A 15,039-nucleotide genomic window follows, 5' to 3' on the forward strand; every position below is an offset into this window, starting at 1 on the left:
CGGTCAGCCGTAGTGCTGTTCGGCGGCCGCCCGTGCGACGACGGTGCAGACCTTGAAGGTGCGGGCGGCCCGGGTGGCCCCGGGTGCGGTGTATCCGACGGTACGCGGGCCGAGCAGTTCGACGGTGGGGACGGCTGCGACGGCCTCGGCCTGGTGGGTGGCGTGGAAGTCGATCTCGAAGCGGTGCGGGCCGGTGACCGGTTCGGGGCGGCCGAGCATCCGGTGGTCCCGCATGGCGAGTTCGGCCCGTTCGCGGATCAGGGCGGTGCTGCGCTCCGGGGGCAGGCAGATCGCCGCGTACCGGCTGACGCACTCCTTGACGGCGGCCGTACGCGCCTCGGGTGCCCAGGCTGCGGCGGCCTCGCAGGTGCGGTCGTCGCCGGTGACCAGGATGACCGGCACGCCGTGCTCGGCGGCGGTCAGTGCGTTCATCCGGCCCTCGTCGGCGTTCTCGCCGTCGATCCGGAAGCCGGTGAGGCCGGCGCCCAGGTAGGTGTGGGCGAGGACGCCGGGTTCGCCGGCGCCGGTGTGGTAGCCGAGGAAGACCACGGCGTCGGCGTCCTGGACGCCCTGCATCATGCCGAGCGGCTTGTGGCGGCCGACCAGCAGCCGGGCCCGCGGGTCGAGTTCCTCCAGCAGGACGTTGCGCTGGGTCTCGTGCGCCTCGTTGACCAGCACCTCCTCGGCGCCTCCGGCGTACAGGCCGGCGATGCAGGCGTTGACGTCCGCGGTGAGCAGGCGGCGCATCCGCCGCCAGGCGGGGGCGCCGGGTTCGACGTCCTCCGGCCAGGTGGTGCCGGTGGCGCCCTCCATGTCGGCGGAGATCAGGACGCGCACGCGGCCTCCTCGGCGGTCGGGCGGCCGTGGCCGTCGCGCGGGGCGAGCGGCGGCTCCAGCAGGGTGAGCACGCCCCTGCCGAGTTCGGCCGGGATGCCGAGCGGCACGGTCAGCTGGAGCTGCCCGTGCCCGGCGGGCAGACCGGCGGCGACGGGGATGCCGAGTCCGCCGAGCCGGTCGGCGAGCACCGCGCGGACCTCGTCCTCGGGCCCGCAGTCGGTGAAGTCGCCGAGGACGATGCCGGCCGCCCGGGCCAGCGTGCCGGAGCGGGTGAGCTGGGTGAGGATGCGGTCCAGCCGGTAGGGCTCCTCGCCGGTCTCCTCCAGGAGCAGCAGGCAGCCGTCCGGCGGCAGTGCGGTGGGGGTGCCGACGGAGGCGGCGAGCAGGCTGGCGTTGCCGCCGGCGAGCCGGCCGCGGGCGGTGCCGGGGGCCAGCACCTCACTGGTGAGCGGCAGTTCGGTGGCCTTCTCGGGCTCGAAGAGCACGGTGCGCAGGTGGTCGGCGCTCTCCGGGCGGTCGACCAGGGCGCCGGTGGCGGGCATCGGGGCGTGCAGGGTGGTGGTGCCGAGCCGGGCGGCGAAGGCCTCGTGCAGGGCGGTGATGTCGCTGGAGCCGACCAGCAGGGCGGGCGCTGGTGCGGCCGCGATCGCCCGCCAGTCCACCAGGTCGACCATGCGCTGGGTGCCGTAGCCGCCGCGGGCGCAGAAGACGGCGCGGATGCCGGGGTCGGTGCAGGCGGCGGTGAGGTCGGCGGCGCGGTCCTCGTCGCGGCCGGCCAGGTGGCCGAGGTAGCTGTCGCGGACGTGCGGCAGCACGGTCACCTCCAGGCCCCAGGAGGCGAGCAGGGCGGTGCCGCGGTCGAGCAGGTCGGGGTCGGGCGGCCCGGCGGGTGCGGCGACGGCGACCCGGTCGCCCGGGCGCAGGGCCGCCGGCACCGTGCGGGTGCGGGGAGGGGTCGGCATGCGGGGCCTCACTTCAGCTTCGGGTCGTAGGCGTCCCGGACGGCGTCGCCGAGCAGGATGAAGCTCAGCACGGTCGCCGACAGGAACAGCGCGGGGAAGGCGAGCAGGTGCGGGAAGTCGAGGAAGTACGCCTGGGCCGCGTTGAGTTGCAGACCCCAGGAGAGGGCAGGGTACTGCAGTCCGACGCCGAGGAAGTCCAGCGTGGCCTCACCGGAGATGACGTTTCCGACGTTGAGCATGGCGACCACGACCACCGGGGTCACCGCGTTCGGCAGCAGGTGCCGGGTCATCAGGCGCAGCGGGCGGGCGCCGGTGGAGCGGGCGGCCTGCACGTAGTCGGCGTCCTTGAGGCCGATGACCTGGGCGCGCATCACCCGGGTCATGGTCGTCCAGCCGAGTGCGACCAGGACGAGGGTCATCGCACCGAGCCCGTGGTCGGGGAAGGCGACCAGGACGACGGTGGCGCCGAGCACGAACGGCAGGCCGAAGAAGACGTCGGTGACCCGGGAGACCAGGCCGTCCACCCAGCCGCCGTAGAAGCCGGCCAGCAGGCCGAGGACGACGGACAGCAGCAGCGCGCCGGCGGTCACCGCGATCCCGATGACCAGGGAGGGGCGGCTGCCGCGGACGACCTGCCCGAGGTAGTCGCAGCCCTGCAGGTCGAAGCCGAAGGGGTGGTCGATGCTGGGGCCGACCCGGGAGTCGGAGAGTTCGCAGCGGCCGCTGTCGTGGGTGAGCACCGCGATGAAGGGCTCCGGGAAGGCCGCCATCAGGGCCATCAGCAGCAGGACGCCGGTGCAGGCGAGGACGAGCGGCCGGGTGCGCAGGTCGCGCCAGGCGCTCGCGGAGGGGGACTCGCCGCGGCCGGGGCGCCGCTTGGGGGGCAGCAGGAGGTCGCGGGTCGGGGCGGGGGCCGGCGGTGCGGGTGCGGGCGGCGGCGCCGGTGCGGGCGGGCTACTGGTCATGGCGGATCCTCGGGTCGAGCAGGCCGTACAGGACGTCGACCAGCAGGTTGGCGAGGCAGTAGACCAGCACCAGTGCGGTGGTGATGCCGACCACGGTCGGTCCTTCGCGCAACTGGATGGCCTGGAAGACCTGTTGGCCGATGCCGGGCAGGTTGAAGACGTACTCGGTGACGACCGCGCCGGCCATCAGCGAGCCGAGTTCGACGCCGAGGAAGGTGACCACCGGGATCAGCGAGTTGCGCAGGGTGTGCCGGACGATCACCCGCCACCTGGGCAGGCCCTTGGCGCCGGCCGTGCGCACGTAGTCGGCGCGCAGGTTCTCCAGCAGGGAGGCCCGGGTGAGCCGGGCGACGTAGGCGACGCCGAAGGAGGCCAGGACCAGGCCGGGCAGCAGGTAGGCGGTGGGCCAGCCGTCCTCGGTGCCGGAGATCGGGAACCAGCCGAGCCGTACGCCGAGCAGGAGTTGGGCGAGGTAGCCGACGATGTAGACGGGGACGGCGATCACCAGGGTGGTGCCGGCGAGCACCGCGTTGTCCGCCCAGCGGCCCTTGCGCAGCGCGGCCCACACACCGAGGGCGATGCCGAGGACGGTCTCCAGGAACCAGGCGGTGAGGCCGAGCCGCAGGGTGACCTGCCAGCGGCCGGTGAGGGCGTCGGCGACCGGCTCCCCGGTGAAGGTCCGGCCCAGGTCGCCGGTCAGCAGGCCGCCGAGGTACTTGGCGTACTGGACGACCAGCGGGTCGTCGAGGTGGTAGCGGTGGTGCAGTTCGGCGAGGACGGCGGGCGGTACGGGCCGGTCGCCGGCCAGACCCTGGATCGGGTCGCCGGGCAGGACGAAGACCATGGCGTGGATCAGGAAGGTGGTCGCCAGCAGTACGGGAACGGCGTACAGCAGGCGGCGGGCGATGTATCGGCCCATCGGCGGGCGCCCCCGGATCGTGTGGTTGCGACGGTGGTCAGGGCTGGGTCAGTGCCGCACGGTCACCTTCTCCAGGTGCAGCCCGGCGACGTACGGGTCGACGACGACGTTGCCGATCCGGCTGCTCCAGGCGGTCTGGTCCTGCCAGTTCCAGAGCGGGATCAGCGGCAGGGCCTTGAGCGCGATGGCCTCGGCCCGGTGGTAGTGCTCCTCCGACTCGGCGGCGGTCGGGGCCGCGTTGCCGAGGGCGAGCGCCTCGTCGAAGGCCGGGTCGGACCAGCCGGAACGGTTGTTGGGGCCGAGCAGCCCGGCGAGGTAGTTCTGCACGCTGGGGTAGTCGACCACCCAGTTCTGCCGGTACGGGCCGGTCGCCTTGCGGCCGTTGAGGATGGGGCCGAGGTCGGCGCCGGACATCTTGCGGAAGGCGACGTCGCGGATGCCCAGGTTCTGCTTGAGCTCGTTGGCGACCGCGGTCATCCACTGCTCGTAGGTGGGGTCGGAGTTGGCGAAGTACAGCTCCAGCGTGCCGGTGAAGCCGCCCGCCTTGTCGAACAACTCCTTGGCGCGCTCCGGCCGGTAGGTGCAGGTCTCGCCGCAGGCGCCCGCCCGGTGGCCGGGGATCATCGCGGCGACCAGCGAGTCGGCCGGTGCGAAGACCTCGTTGAAGATGGCCCGGGTGATGCCCTTGCGGTCGATCGCCATCGAAATGGCCTGCCGCAGCTCCGGTTTGGCGTACCGCGGGTCCCACAGCGGCAGGCCGAGGTAGTCCATGGTGCCGCTGGGCCGCACCGAGTACCGCCGGCCGAAGGTGCGCTTTGCCTCGTAGGCCCGGGCGGGCGGCACGCTGGCCATGAAGTCGACGTGGCCGGCCCGGAGTTCGGTGAAGGCGGTGTCCTTGCTGGTGAAGATCCGGAAGTGCACGGCGTCGGCCGTCGGCGGACGCAGGCCGGTGTAGCCGCCGGCCCGGCGCAGGTCGATCCGCTGGTGGTGCCGCCAGTCGCCGTCCATCGCGAACGGGCCGTTGCCGACCGGGTGGAGGTCGTACCCGGCCGGGTCGTCGAAGGCCGCCTTCGGCAGCGGGGCGAAGGCGGGGAAGGCCAGCAGCATCGGGAACTGGCTGAAGGGTGCGCCCAGCGTGACCCTCAGGGTGGTGTCGTCCACCACCTCGAGGCCGGAGAGCCGGTCGGCGGCGGGCTCGGCGCCGTCCGCCGGGTTGAGGGCGGCGTAGCCGTCGATCTGGCTGAAGTACCCGTTGGCCTCCCAGCCGTTGGGGCCGTACGCGGCGGCGTTCCAGGCGGCGGCGTAGCTGGCCGCGGTGACCGGCTCGCCGTTGTGGAAGGCCGCGCCGGGCCGGAACCTGAGCGTCCACACCCGCTGGTCGTCGGTGGTCAGCGACTCGGCGGCCAGCGGGACGGCGTGGCCGTCGGCCGGGTCCAGGGCGACCGGGGTGTCGAAGAGGCCCTGGATCACCTGCAGCGAGTAGCTGCTGGTGGTGCGGCCGGGGGTGAGGTGGTCAGGTTCGGTGAGGGCGACGGTGAACTCGCCGCCGGGCACGTCCGGGACGGGCCCGAGGTCCTCGTCACCGCGGCGGACGCAGCCGGCGGCCGACGCCAGCACGGCCAGCGCCAGCGCGGCGGCCGGCAGGCGCAGGGCGCGGGCGGTCAGCACCTGGCGTCCGTGAGGCAGGCGGTCTCCCAGTCCCGGGCGGGGCCGGGTGCGGCGGGTGCCGTCCGCAGTGCGGCGCCGCCGTCGCCGGCGAGCCGGACGGCGAAGGCGTCGATCACCGGACGCGGCCCGGTGCCGTTGAAGTTGTTGACCAGGACGGCGAAGGCGAGGGTGCGGCCGTCGGCCCGCTCCACGTAGCCGGCCAGTGCGTCCACGCCGGTCATGGAGCCGGTCTTGGCGTGCACCCTGCCCTCCGCGGCGGTGCCGCGCATCCGGTTGGCGAGGGTGCCGCCGACCGCGCGGCGGGCGTCGCCGGCCACCGGCAGCGCCCGGTACCAGGTGTCGAACCACGGCTGTTTGCGGGCGAACTGCAGCAGGGCGGTGAGCCGCCCGGCGGTCAGCAGGTTGTGCCGGGACAGCCCGGAGCCGTCCACCTGCCGGGCCTCGGTGGGCTCCAGCCCGGCACGCTGCAGGAAGCCGCGCACCTGGTCCGTGCCGGACGCCCAACTCCCGTTCTCCGCCCGAACCTTTCCGATCTCCTTGACCAGGTGCTCGGCGATGCCGTTGTTGCTGAGCTTCAGGAAGGGCGCCATCAGGTCGGCGAGCGGCGCCGAGTCGTGGGCGGCGAGCACGGCGGCGCCCGCGGGCGCCCGGCCCTCGGCGAGCTGCCCGCGCACGGTGACCCCGTGCCGGGCGAGCGCGGCGGCGAACACCGCACCCGCGACCAGCGCCGGGCGGTCCACGGCGATCCACTCCTCGCCGGCGCCGCCGCCGGCCGGGACACTGCCGGAGAGCAGGAGTTCGTTGCCGCCGGGGGTACGGTCGACGGCGGCCGTCCGGGCGCTGCCGGCCGCGCCGGTGACCACCTGCCCCGTGAACCGCACCGGTGCCTCCGCCGGGACGACCCGCACCGTCGCGGGCCGGCCGGCGGCGTCGCCGGGCGTCAGGACCACCCGTACCGTGCCGGGGTCGTAGTCGGTGTCGGTGGTGAGGGTGAGTGCGGAGATCTGCGGGCTGTAGTACGCCGCCTGGTCGTCCCAGGCCCAGCTGGGGCCGAGCGGCACGCCGTCCCAGCGGCTCGCGTCGGCCAGCAGCGCGCCGCCCACCTCGGTGACACCGGCCCCGGCGACCTGCGCCGCCAGGGCGTCCAGGTCGGCCGGGAGGAGTGTCGGGTCGCCGCCGCCGCGGAGCACCAGGTCGCCGTCGATCCGCCCGCCGGTGCGCGGGCCGGCGGCGAGCACCTCGGTGGTGAAGCGATGGCCCGGGCCGAGCAGGTCGAGGGCGGCCGCCGCGGTCACCGTCTTGAGCGTGGAGGCGGGCAGCATCAGCGCCCCGGACGAACGCTGGTACAGCACCTCGCCGGTGGCGGCGTCGGTGACCAGCGCGGACACCTGCGCCCCGGCGAGGCGGACGTCGGCGAGCAGCCCGTCCAGATCGGAGCCGAGGCTCCGGGCCTCCGCAGTGGTCCACGGCGACCCGGCGGGGGCCGACCCGGCGGGCAGCAGGGCGGCGAGCGCGACGGCGAGCGGCACCGACAGCAGCCGGACCGGAAGGGTGAGCACGGTGTTGCCTCCCGAGGAGTGGAGCCGGTGACCACTCTGTCCCCGACGGGCCGTCAGAAGTGGCCGGTGGCGCCGCGGGGGCCGACAATTCACCCGGCAATTCCCCCGTGCGGAGGATGCCGGCGGTGCGCCGCCGCCCCGGCGTCGACGGCGGGCGGGACAGTGGCGGTACCTTCGCGCCCCCGGGAGCCCCCATGCCGCTGCGTCCGTCCCGTCGGCTGTTCCTGGGCGGCTTCGGTGCGCTCGCCCTGGCCGCCACCCCCGGCGCGGCGGCCCGAACCGCGGACACGCCGGAGCGGCAGCTGCGCGGCCTGTGGATCGCCTCGGTCGAACACATGGACTGGCCGCCCGCCCCCGGCCTGCCCGAGGACCGGCTGCGCAGCGCGTACACCGGGCTGCTGGACGCGGCCGCGGCGCTCGGCGTCAACGCGGTGTTCGTGCAGGTGCGGCCGACCGCGGACGCGTTCTGGCCGTCACCCTTCGAGCCGTGGTCGCACTGGCTGACCGGCACCCAGGGGCTCGACCCCGGCTGGGACGTGCTGCGCTTCCTGGTGGACGCCGCCCACACCCGCGGCCTCGCCTTCCACGCCTGGTTCAACCCCTACCGGGTGGCCCTGCACGCCGACCCCGCCCGGCTCGCCGCGCACCACCCGGCCCGCCGCCACCCCGAGTGGACGGTCGCCCACGGCGGCCGGCTCTACTACGACCCGGGCGTCCCCGCGGCCCGTGCCTTCGTCGAGCAGGCGATCCTGGACGCGGTGGTCCGCTACCCGGTCGACGGCGTCCACCTCGACGACTACTTCTACCCCTACCCGACGGGCGGGGAGCCGTTCGCCGACGACGCCTCCTTCGCCGCGTACGGCGCCGGCTCCACCGACCGGGCCGCCTGGCGCAGGCGCAACGTCGACCTGCTGATCCGCGAACTGCGCGACCTGGTACGGGCGGTGCGCCCCGAGGCGGCGTTCGGGGTCAGCCCGTTCGGGGTCTGGCGCAACGCCGCCACCGACCCGGCCGGATCGGCCACCTCGGCGTTCCAGTCGTACGACGGCCTGCACGCCGACTCGCTCGGCTGGGTGCGCGACGGCCTGCTCGACTACGTCGCCCCGCAGCTGTACTGGCACATCGGGCACCCGCAGGCCGACTACCGCACCCTGGCCCGCTGGTGGGCCGCACAGACCGCCGACCGGGACACCCTGCTGTGGATCGGCCAGTCCGCCTACCGCGCGGGCGCCCCCGGGCAGGCCGAGGCCTGGCAGGACCCGGCCGAACTCTCCCGGCACCTCGCCCTCAACGCCGAACTGCCGCAGATCGGCGGCGACATCCTGTTCAGCGCCCGCAACCTGCGCGCCGACCCGATCGGCGCGGTCGCCCGGCTCGCCGCCGACCACTGGCGCCGGCCCTCCCTCGGCCCGCTGCTCCCCCGCCTGGCCGGCGGCACGCCGCCGTCTCCCCCGCGGCTCGCCGCCTCCGACGCCGGTCTGCTCCTCTCCCCCGGCCCCGGCGCCCGGCCGCCCTTCCGGTACGCGCTCTACCACCACCCGCAGGCACACGGCCGCACGGCCGGCACCCTGACGGCGGTCCTCCCGGCCGCGGACGCCGGCCGGCCGCTCCCGGTCGCTGCCGCGGGCCGGTACACGGCCACGGCGGTGGACCGCTGCGGCCGGGAGAGCGGGGCGAGCGCGGCCGTCCGGATCTGACGGTCCTGGTCGTGCGCGAGGGCGCGTCTCGAGGATCCTGCCGGCCGGGCCCGGGTGCTCCCGCAGGGTGCGGGGCCCGCCGCGGCCTTACCGTGGAGCGGTGGACGCCCCGAGCCGCCGGCCCGCACCGCCGGCCCACGTCCTGCCGCGGCGAGCCGTGCTGCTGGGCCTCGCCGGGGCCCTGGCGGGCGCCTGCACGAGCCGGGCCGGGACGGCCGCGGGCCCCGGCACACCCGGGTCGCCGTCCGCCTCGCCCTCCTCGGCGCCGTCCTCGCCGTCGTCGGCCGGGCTGCCCGTGACCACGCCCTGGCAGCCCGGGCCGGGCGAGAACCATCCCGAGGTCAAGCTGCGCGCCGTGCAACTGGTGGAGGCGATCGGCGCCTGGCCTCCCGGCGAACAGGGCCTGGCCGCCGCCCGGAAGCGGGTCGCGGCGCTCGGCCTCGACCCCTCGCTCGCCGAACAGGCCGGGCCGCTCCTCGGGCCCGCCGAAGCGGCCGCGCTACAGATCGTGAACGCCCAGTGGGGCGGCTACGAGCCGGACTCCGCGAGCGTGATGGTCGTCTGCCGGCAGTGGACCCCGGACGCGGCCGGCGGCACCACCATCGACGTCCGCCTCGTCCGGGCCCAGCCCCGGTGGAACGTCACCGCCCTGCACCCGGCCGAACCCGCACCGCCCGCCGCACGGATCTCCGACGCGGCGCAGCGGGTACTGGCCCAACCGCGCATCCGACTGCCGTTCGCGGCGATCGCCGACGTCCGCGGCGGCGCCGTCCACGACAGCGTGCTCGAGGCGATGCTGGCGCTCGCCGCGAAGTACACCTTCACGGTGACGGTGCTCCGCAGCGGCCACCCGGTCAACGTCTTCGACACCTCCCGCACGAGCGATCACACCCGGGGCCGGGCCGTCGACGTCTGGCAGATCGACGACCACGCCGTGGTCGACCCGGCCACCCCGCACGACCTGGTGGACGGTTTCATGCGGGACGCCGCCGCCCTCGGCTCCTACAACATCGGCGGCCCCCGCCAACTCCCCGGCGGCACCACACCCCGCCAGTACTTCACCGACGACGCCCACCACGACCACGTCCACCTCGGCTTCCCCACCTGACCCGGCCCGGGGGCGGACGGGCCCTACGGCACCCACCCGTCGGGGGACTCCCTGCGGAGCCGCTCGGCGGCCGCGTTCCTGACCTTCCTGCTGCCCCCGTCCTCGGCCAGGGCGGTCAGGACCCGGCGCGACCGCGAGGTCTCCACGGTCCTCCGCTGGAGCCAATGGGTGCCCGCCAGGATCTCGGGGAGCACGCCCGCGGGATCGGTGTCGGCCCGCTTGACGAGCATCCAGTGCTCGATCCTCGTCCGCAGGAAGTCGAATCCCGCGGCCCGCGCCGCAATCCCCTGCACCCGGTCGGCGAAGGAGCCGGCCGATCCGCAGTCGGGCGCCAGCCCGTCCACGTACCGGACCAGAGTGGACTCGGCCATCGCACGGTCCGGGTCCCGCACGACGATCTCCACGATCGCCGCCTCGGTCCCGGCCGTGCAGGCAGACAGGCACTCCTGGTACAGCCAGTACCGGACGTGCTCGTCCTCCTCCCAGCCCTCGTCCGGCTCCGCCCGGCCGACCAGGCCGCACAGCCATCCGATGTCGCTCTCCCGGACCACACCGCACCTTTCCGAAGTCCGTCCGTCCCCGTCTCCGCCCTGCATTGTGCTCGAGGCACGGGAGGCTCAGGCCAGCGGGCGGCAGAGGAGGGCGTCGGGGGTGCCGGAGGAGCCGATGCGGGTGGTGAAGGCGATACCGGCGGCGTATTCGCCGGGGCTGCACTGGCCCTTGTAGGCGCCGTGTGCGTACTCGCCGCCGGGGTTGCCGGCGGGGCGGTTGTCGCCGCGGTCGAACCAGACGGTGCGCCCGGCGGTGCCGAGGGGGCGGCGGGCCTGGACGCAGAGGGCGGCGGAGACGCGGGCGCCGCGGAGGCTGTAGCCGATCAGGAACTGGCCCTGGGCGCACTGGAACTTGGTGTAGCCGGAGGCCCAGTCGCCGCCGGCGGGGACGTTCCGTTCGTCGCGGACGACGACGGCGTCCCCGGTGGCGGCCCGGAGGTCGCCGCCGGTGGCGGTGTCGGTGCACAGGCCGCGTCCGCCGGTGTGGGCGAGGCCGGTGAGGCGTTCGCCGTCGGGGCAGACGGCCTTGCGGGCTCCGCCGTCCCAGTCGCCGGCGGCGCGGACGCGCAGGGACTGCACGGCGTCGGCGTGGTCGGTGCTCAGCATGTGCCAGGCGTCGACGGGCGGTACCGGCCCGTTCGGGGCGGGTACGGCGGTGAGGCGGTTCCAGCCGGCGGCGCGCCAGTCCGTGCCGTCCAGCACGCCCGAGCGGCGGCCTGCGGAGTCGTACCGGAGCAGGGCCCAACTGTCGCCGCGTCCGGGGTCGTTCCAGCCGACGAGGGGCCAGTAGGCGAAGTCGGTGCCGAGGGCGGCGAGCCGGTCGGTGAAGTTGCCGAACCAGGCGCGCGGTGCGGCCGCGCCCTCGTCGGCGCCGATGCCGAACTCGCTGATCCAGACGGGGGCGGTGAAGTGCTCTCCGGTCCCGGCTGCGACGTAGAGGGCCTGTTCGTCGAGGACGCGGTACAGCTCGTCGCGGGTGAGGTCCTGGTAGCGGGCGTCGTGGGTCTCGCCGAGGCCGGTGGCGCCGCTGTGGCGCGGGCCGGTGTAGCCGTAGAAGTGGGCGGAGTAGACGAGTTTGTGCGAGGCGACCAGGGTGTGCGAGAGGGTGCGGACGGGTGCGAGGGCGGGGCGGCCGTGCGGCAGGCCGTCGGCGGGGATGCCCGTCCAGTTGATGCCCTCGACCACGATCAGCAGGTCGGGGCTGCCCTCGGTGAGGATGCGGTCGCCGGCGCGCTGGGCGGCGGTGTACCAGTCGTGGGCGTCGCCGAGGCCCCAGTTGGGGTCGTCGAGGTAGTCGCGGCGGACCTCGTTGTAGAGGTCGGCGCCGACCACCCGCTTGTCGTCGCGGTAGCGGCGGGCCATGAACACCCAGTCGTCCTCCCACTGGCGGGTGGACTGGCTGCTGTTCCAGCGCTCGTTGCCGTCCAGGCCACAGCACCAACGGGTGGTGTTGGTGTGGTTGTTGAGGATCACGGCGAATCCGTCGGCGGTGAGTGCGCGCACCACGGCGTCGTAGACCCCGAGCGGGGTGAGGCCGCGCAGCGCGGGGTTGGCGGCGACGGCCGCGTCCGGCACCGGTGCGGTGGTGCGGATCATCTCGTTGGAGAAGGGCAGCCGGATGCTGTTGAGGCCGAGCCGGTGGAAGTCGGCGAGCAGCGCGGGCAGGGGTGTGCGGTCGAGGCCCAGCGGGATGCCGTGGGAGTCCTGTCCGCTGTGGTGGTTGGCGGGGTCCGCCTTGTCGCCCGATCCGTTCCACGAGCCCTGTGCGCCGTCCCAGTTGCCGGCCCGGAGCTGGAACTTCCGGCCGTCGGCGTCGACGATGTCGCGGCCGCGGGTGGAGAGCGGGGCCGCCCAGCCGGCCGACTGTGCGGTGGCGGCGGGCAGTTCGGACGCTGCGGGCGCGGCACCGGCGGGGCCGGCCGGTGCGGCCGCCAGGGCGGCGGCCAGGGGGAGCAGCAGCGCGGTGCGGAGGAGGTGCCGGATCATCGGGCCTGCCCGGGGTTCGAGAGTGGCGGATGCATGCCAACGAGGCGTCGGCAGAGCCGGGTTACCCATCGGTACGGGGCCTGAACCGCCTCCGGCCGACCCCTTCGACGGGGCCGGCCGGTGCGGACGGGACGGCGGGGCAGTGCACGGGCAGCAGGGGGCGGTGCGGGGACGGGAGGAATCAGGCGAGGACCAACGGGTTCTCCGGGGCGAGCAGTTCGGAGATGCGCTCGGCGACGACCTGCGCCGAGTTCTGGTCCGGCGAGCCGGGCCCCTTGGTGGCCGACACGGCGATGGAGAGCCGATTGTGCGGCAGATAGGCCTGGATGGCGGCGTAGCCGGAGAAGGACGGGTTCTGCAGGATCCAGTCGTTGACCACGATCACGCCCAGGCCGAAGTGCCTGGCCTCGGTGTTGAGCAGGCAGACGTCGGGCGGACAGGTCGGCGTCCCGCCGCCGAGGCCGACCGTGCCGGGGTCGAGCTGGACGCGGAAGGAGCGGCGGGAGAGCAGTTCGCCGCTCCCGATGGCCCGGGCCGAACGCTCCAGGTCGCAGATGTGGGTGGTGAGGACGGCCCCGGGCGCGGTCGTCCAGGACGGGTCCCAGAAGGTGGACTCCTCGTAGGTGCCGCGCTCCGCGGTGAAGGCGTGCTGCACGGGCGTGGGGATGTCGGGCGTGAAGCCGTTGCGGGTGTCCTTCAGCCCGAGCGGGCCCATCACCCGCTCCTCCAGCAGCCGGTCGAGCCGGGTGTCGGTGATCCGCTCCAGCGCGGCGCCGAGCAGGACGAAGTTGGCGTGCGAGTAGCTCCAGTCGGTGCCCGGCTCGTACCAGAGCGGCTGGGCGGTGGAGATGCCGACCAGCTCCTCCGGCGTCCAGTGCTGGAACGGGTCGGCGTCGAGCGCGGCGAGGAAGCCCGGGTCGCGGACGTAGTCGACCAGACCGGAGGTCGAACTGCCCAGCATCCGCAGGGTGATCTCGTCGCCGTGCGGCAGGCCGGGCAGCCAGCGGGAGACGGGGTCGTCGAGGCCGACCCGGCCCTCCTCGACCAGCTGCAGCAGCACGGTGCCCATGTAGGCGATGGCCACCGAACCGGAGCGGAAGTGCATGCCGGGCTCGGCGGGGACGCTCGTCATCGACTCCCCGCGGGCGCCGGTCACGATCTCGCGGCCGTCCTCCGTCACCTTGAACAGCACGGACTTGAGATCGAACTCCTCCATCGTCTCGCGCACGATGCGGTCGATCCGGCGGGCCGGACCGCGGAGCGGTCCGGGGGTGGCCTCGCAGGTCTGCCGGTCGTGGCCGCCGGAGGGTGCGGCGGTGGCAGCCCCAACGGTGGTCTGCAGCGTGGCTGCGAACAGTGTGGCCGCGCACAGCAGCGCGGTCTGAGTACGGGTCATACCCCACGGTGCGAGCCGGGCGGGGTGCGCGGCGGGCGCCACCCCGGCGGCTGCTCCGTCCGGCGGAACGGCGGCGTCCCCGGAAGGGTGGGCGGCGCCCTCACACACCGGGCCAACCACTCAGGGGTTGCCCGCGAGCGTTGAGGCGGCCGCTCTTGAGCTGCGCAGTTCCCCCGCCCCTCAGAGGTCGGCGTCGGGCGCCGTACGGAGCCGGTGGCTGCGGACGGCCGTCCCGGCGAGCACTGCCTGCCGCTCGGCCGGGGCGAGGTGTGCGATCAACTCATCGGTGAGGCAGAGGACTTCGCCGTAGGGGCGGCCAGGGTGCAGACCGGCCAGTCCGAGCCGAGCCGGACGCGCACCGCGGCGCCCCGGGCGGCCGGGCTCAGGCCGCGGCGAAGGTCTGGCGCTGGCTGCCGAGACCGTCGATGGCGGGCTCGACGACGTCGCCCGGGCGCAGGTACGGGTGGTCGGGCCGGCCGAGGGCGACGCCCGCCGGGGTCCCGGTGTTGATGACGTCCCCGGGCTCCAGGACCATGTACTGGCTGAGGTACCAGAGGAGGTACCCGACCTCGAAGATCATGTCCTTGGTGCTGCCCTGCTGGCGCCGGACGCCGTTCACGTCCAGCTGCACGGCGAGCGCCTGCGGGTCGCCGACCTCGTCCGGCGTGACCAGCCACGGCCCCAGCGGGTTGAACGTCTCGCAGGACTTGCCGAGGTCCCACTGCCCGGAGAACTCCAGCTGGAACTCCCGCTCGGAGACGTCGTTGCTCACCGCGTACCCGGCGACCGTGCCGAGCGCCTCGGCGGGCGAGGAGAGGTAGCGGGCCCGGCTCCCGACGACGGCGGCGAGCTCCACCTCCCAGTCGGTCTTCACCGAGCCGCGCGGGATCAGCACCCGGTCGTACGGCCCGACGACCGTCCCCGGGTCCTTCAGGAACACCACCGGGCGGGCCGGGACGGCGGCACCGGTCTCCTCCGCGTGGTCGCGGTAGTTGAGGCCGATGCAGACCACCTTGCCGGGCCGGGCCACCGGTGCGCCGATCCGCAGACCCTGCGGGTCGAGCTCGGGCAGCGGGGTGCCGGCGGCGAGGGCAGCCCGGACGGCCGCCACGCCGCCGCCGGCCAGGAAGCGGCCGTCGATATCCGCGGTGAGGCCGGACAGGTCCAGCAGCCGGCCGTCACCGGCGAGGACGGCGGGCCGTTCCGACCCCGCGGGGCCGACGCGCAGCAGCTTCACTCCAGGGCTCCTCTCCGGCGGACCCACGGCCCGACCGGCCGCCCGCCGACCTGCACCCTACGCACGCCGGGCACCCACCCCCGCATCCTCACCCCCGCCGTGTCCGCCATCGGCCAGCCAGGCCACCCGTCCGGCCTCAGGATTCACGGGACCT

General features: G+C 74.8%; 12 protein-coding genes. 2 read left to right on the forward strand and 10 right to left on the reverse strand.

What is annotated here, in order from left to right:
- Positions 1-3 precede the first annotated feature (3 nt).
- From ACQ614_RS05580 to dacB, 6 genes are read right to left on the reverse strand one after another with little or no spacing between them, the layout of a single operon-like run.
- Positions 4-837, reverse strand: coding sequence for a M55 family metallopeptidase (locus tag ACQ614_RS05580; RefSeq protein ID WP_431677073.1), 834 nt, complete (start codon positions 835-837; stop codon positions 4-6).
- On the reverse strand, positions 825-1,799 hold the full coding sequence (locus tag ACQ614_RS05585; RefSeq protein WP_431677074.1) for a S66 peptidase family protein: 975 nt from the start codon (positions 1,797-1,799) through the stop codon (positions 825-827). The genes ACQ614_RS05580 and ACQ614_RS05585 overlap by 13 nt, the downstream gene beginning before the upstream one ends.
- 8 nt (positions 1,800-1,807) lie before the next feature.
- Positions 1,808-2,764, reverse strand: coding sequence for an ABC transporter permease (locus ACQ614_RS05590; protein WP_431677076.1), 957 nt, complete (start codon positions 2,762-2,764; stop codon positions 1,808-1,810).
- Entirely contained in the window at positions 2,754-3,683 is a 930-nt protein-coding gene (locus ACQ614_RS05595) for an ABC transporter permease (RefSeq protein ID WP_431677077.1), read from the reverse strand. The genes ACQ614_RS05590 and ACQ614_RS05595 overlap by 11 nt, the downstream gene beginning before the upstream one ends.
- A 48-nt stretch (positions 3,684-3,731) precedes the next feature.
- Entirely contained in the window at positions 3,732-5,351 is a 1,620-nt protein-coding gene (locus tag ACQ614_RS05600; protein WP_431677079.1) for a peptide ABC transporter substrate-binding protein, read from the reverse strand.
- Entirely contained in the window at positions 5,345-6,910 is a 1,566-nt protein-coding gene (gene dacB, locus ACQ614_RS05605) for a D-alanyl-D-alanine carboxypeptidase/D-alanyl-D-alanine endopeptidase (RefSeq protein WP_431677081.1), read from the reverse strand. The genes ACQ614_RS05600 and dacB overlap by 7 nt, the downstream gene beginning before the upstream one ends.
- Before the next feature lie 194 nt (positions 6,911-7,104).
- Between dacB and ACQ614_RS05610 the strand changes: the two genes are divergently transcribed.
- Positions 7,105-8,607: a glycoside hydrolase family 10 protein gene (locus tag ACQ614_RS05610; RefSeq protein WP_431677082.1), complete on the forward strand. Its 1,503-nt coding sequence runs from the start codon at positions 7,105-7,107 to the stop codon at positions 8,605-8,607.
- Positions 8,608-8,707: 100 nt separating this feature from the next.
- Entirely contained in the window at positions 8,708-9,715 is a 1,008-nt protein-coding gene (locus ACQ614_RS05615; RefSeq protein ID WP_431677084.1) for a hypothetical protein, read from the forward strand.
- Between the two features lie 23 nt (positions 9,716-9,738).
- Here ACQ614_RS05615 and ACQ614_RS05620 read toward each other — a convergent pair whose 3' ends face one another.
- From ACQ614_RS05620 to ACQ614_RS05635, 4 genes are all read right to left on the reverse strand, one after another.
- On the reverse strand, positions 9,739-10,266 hold the full coding sequence (locus ACQ614_RS05620; RefSeq protein ID WP_431677086.1) for a hypothetical protein: 528 nt from the start codon (positions 10,264-10,266) through the stop codon (positions 9,739-9,741).
- Positions 10,267-10,332: 66 nt separating this feature from the next.
- Complete coding sequence (locus ACQ614_RS05625) at positions 10,333-12,252, reverse strand: glycoside hydrolase family 5 protein (RefSeq protein WP_431677087.1); 1,920 nt, start codon at positions 12,250-12,252, stop codon at positions 10,333-10,335.
- 181 nt (positions 12,253-12,433) lie between these two features.
- On the reverse strand, positions 12,434-13,648 hold the full coding sequence (locus ACQ614_RS05630) for a serine hydrolase domain-containing protein (RefSeq protein WP_431677089.1): 1,215 nt from the start codon (positions 13,646-13,648) through the stop codon (positions 12,434-12,436).
- A gap of 382 nt (positions 13,649-14,030) precedes the next feature.
- Complete coding sequence (locus ACQ614_RS05635; protein WP_431677091.1) at positions 14,031-14,885, reverse strand: fumarylacetoacetate hydrolase family protein; 855 nt, start codon at positions 14,883-14,885, stop codon at positions 14,031-14,033.
- Positions 14,886-15,039: the final 154 nt, after the last annotated feature.

The organism is Kitasatospora dryopteridis (assembly GCF_050749075.1).
GTDB lineage: Bacteria > Actinomycetota > Actinomycetes > Streptomycetales > Streptomycetaceae > Kitasatospora.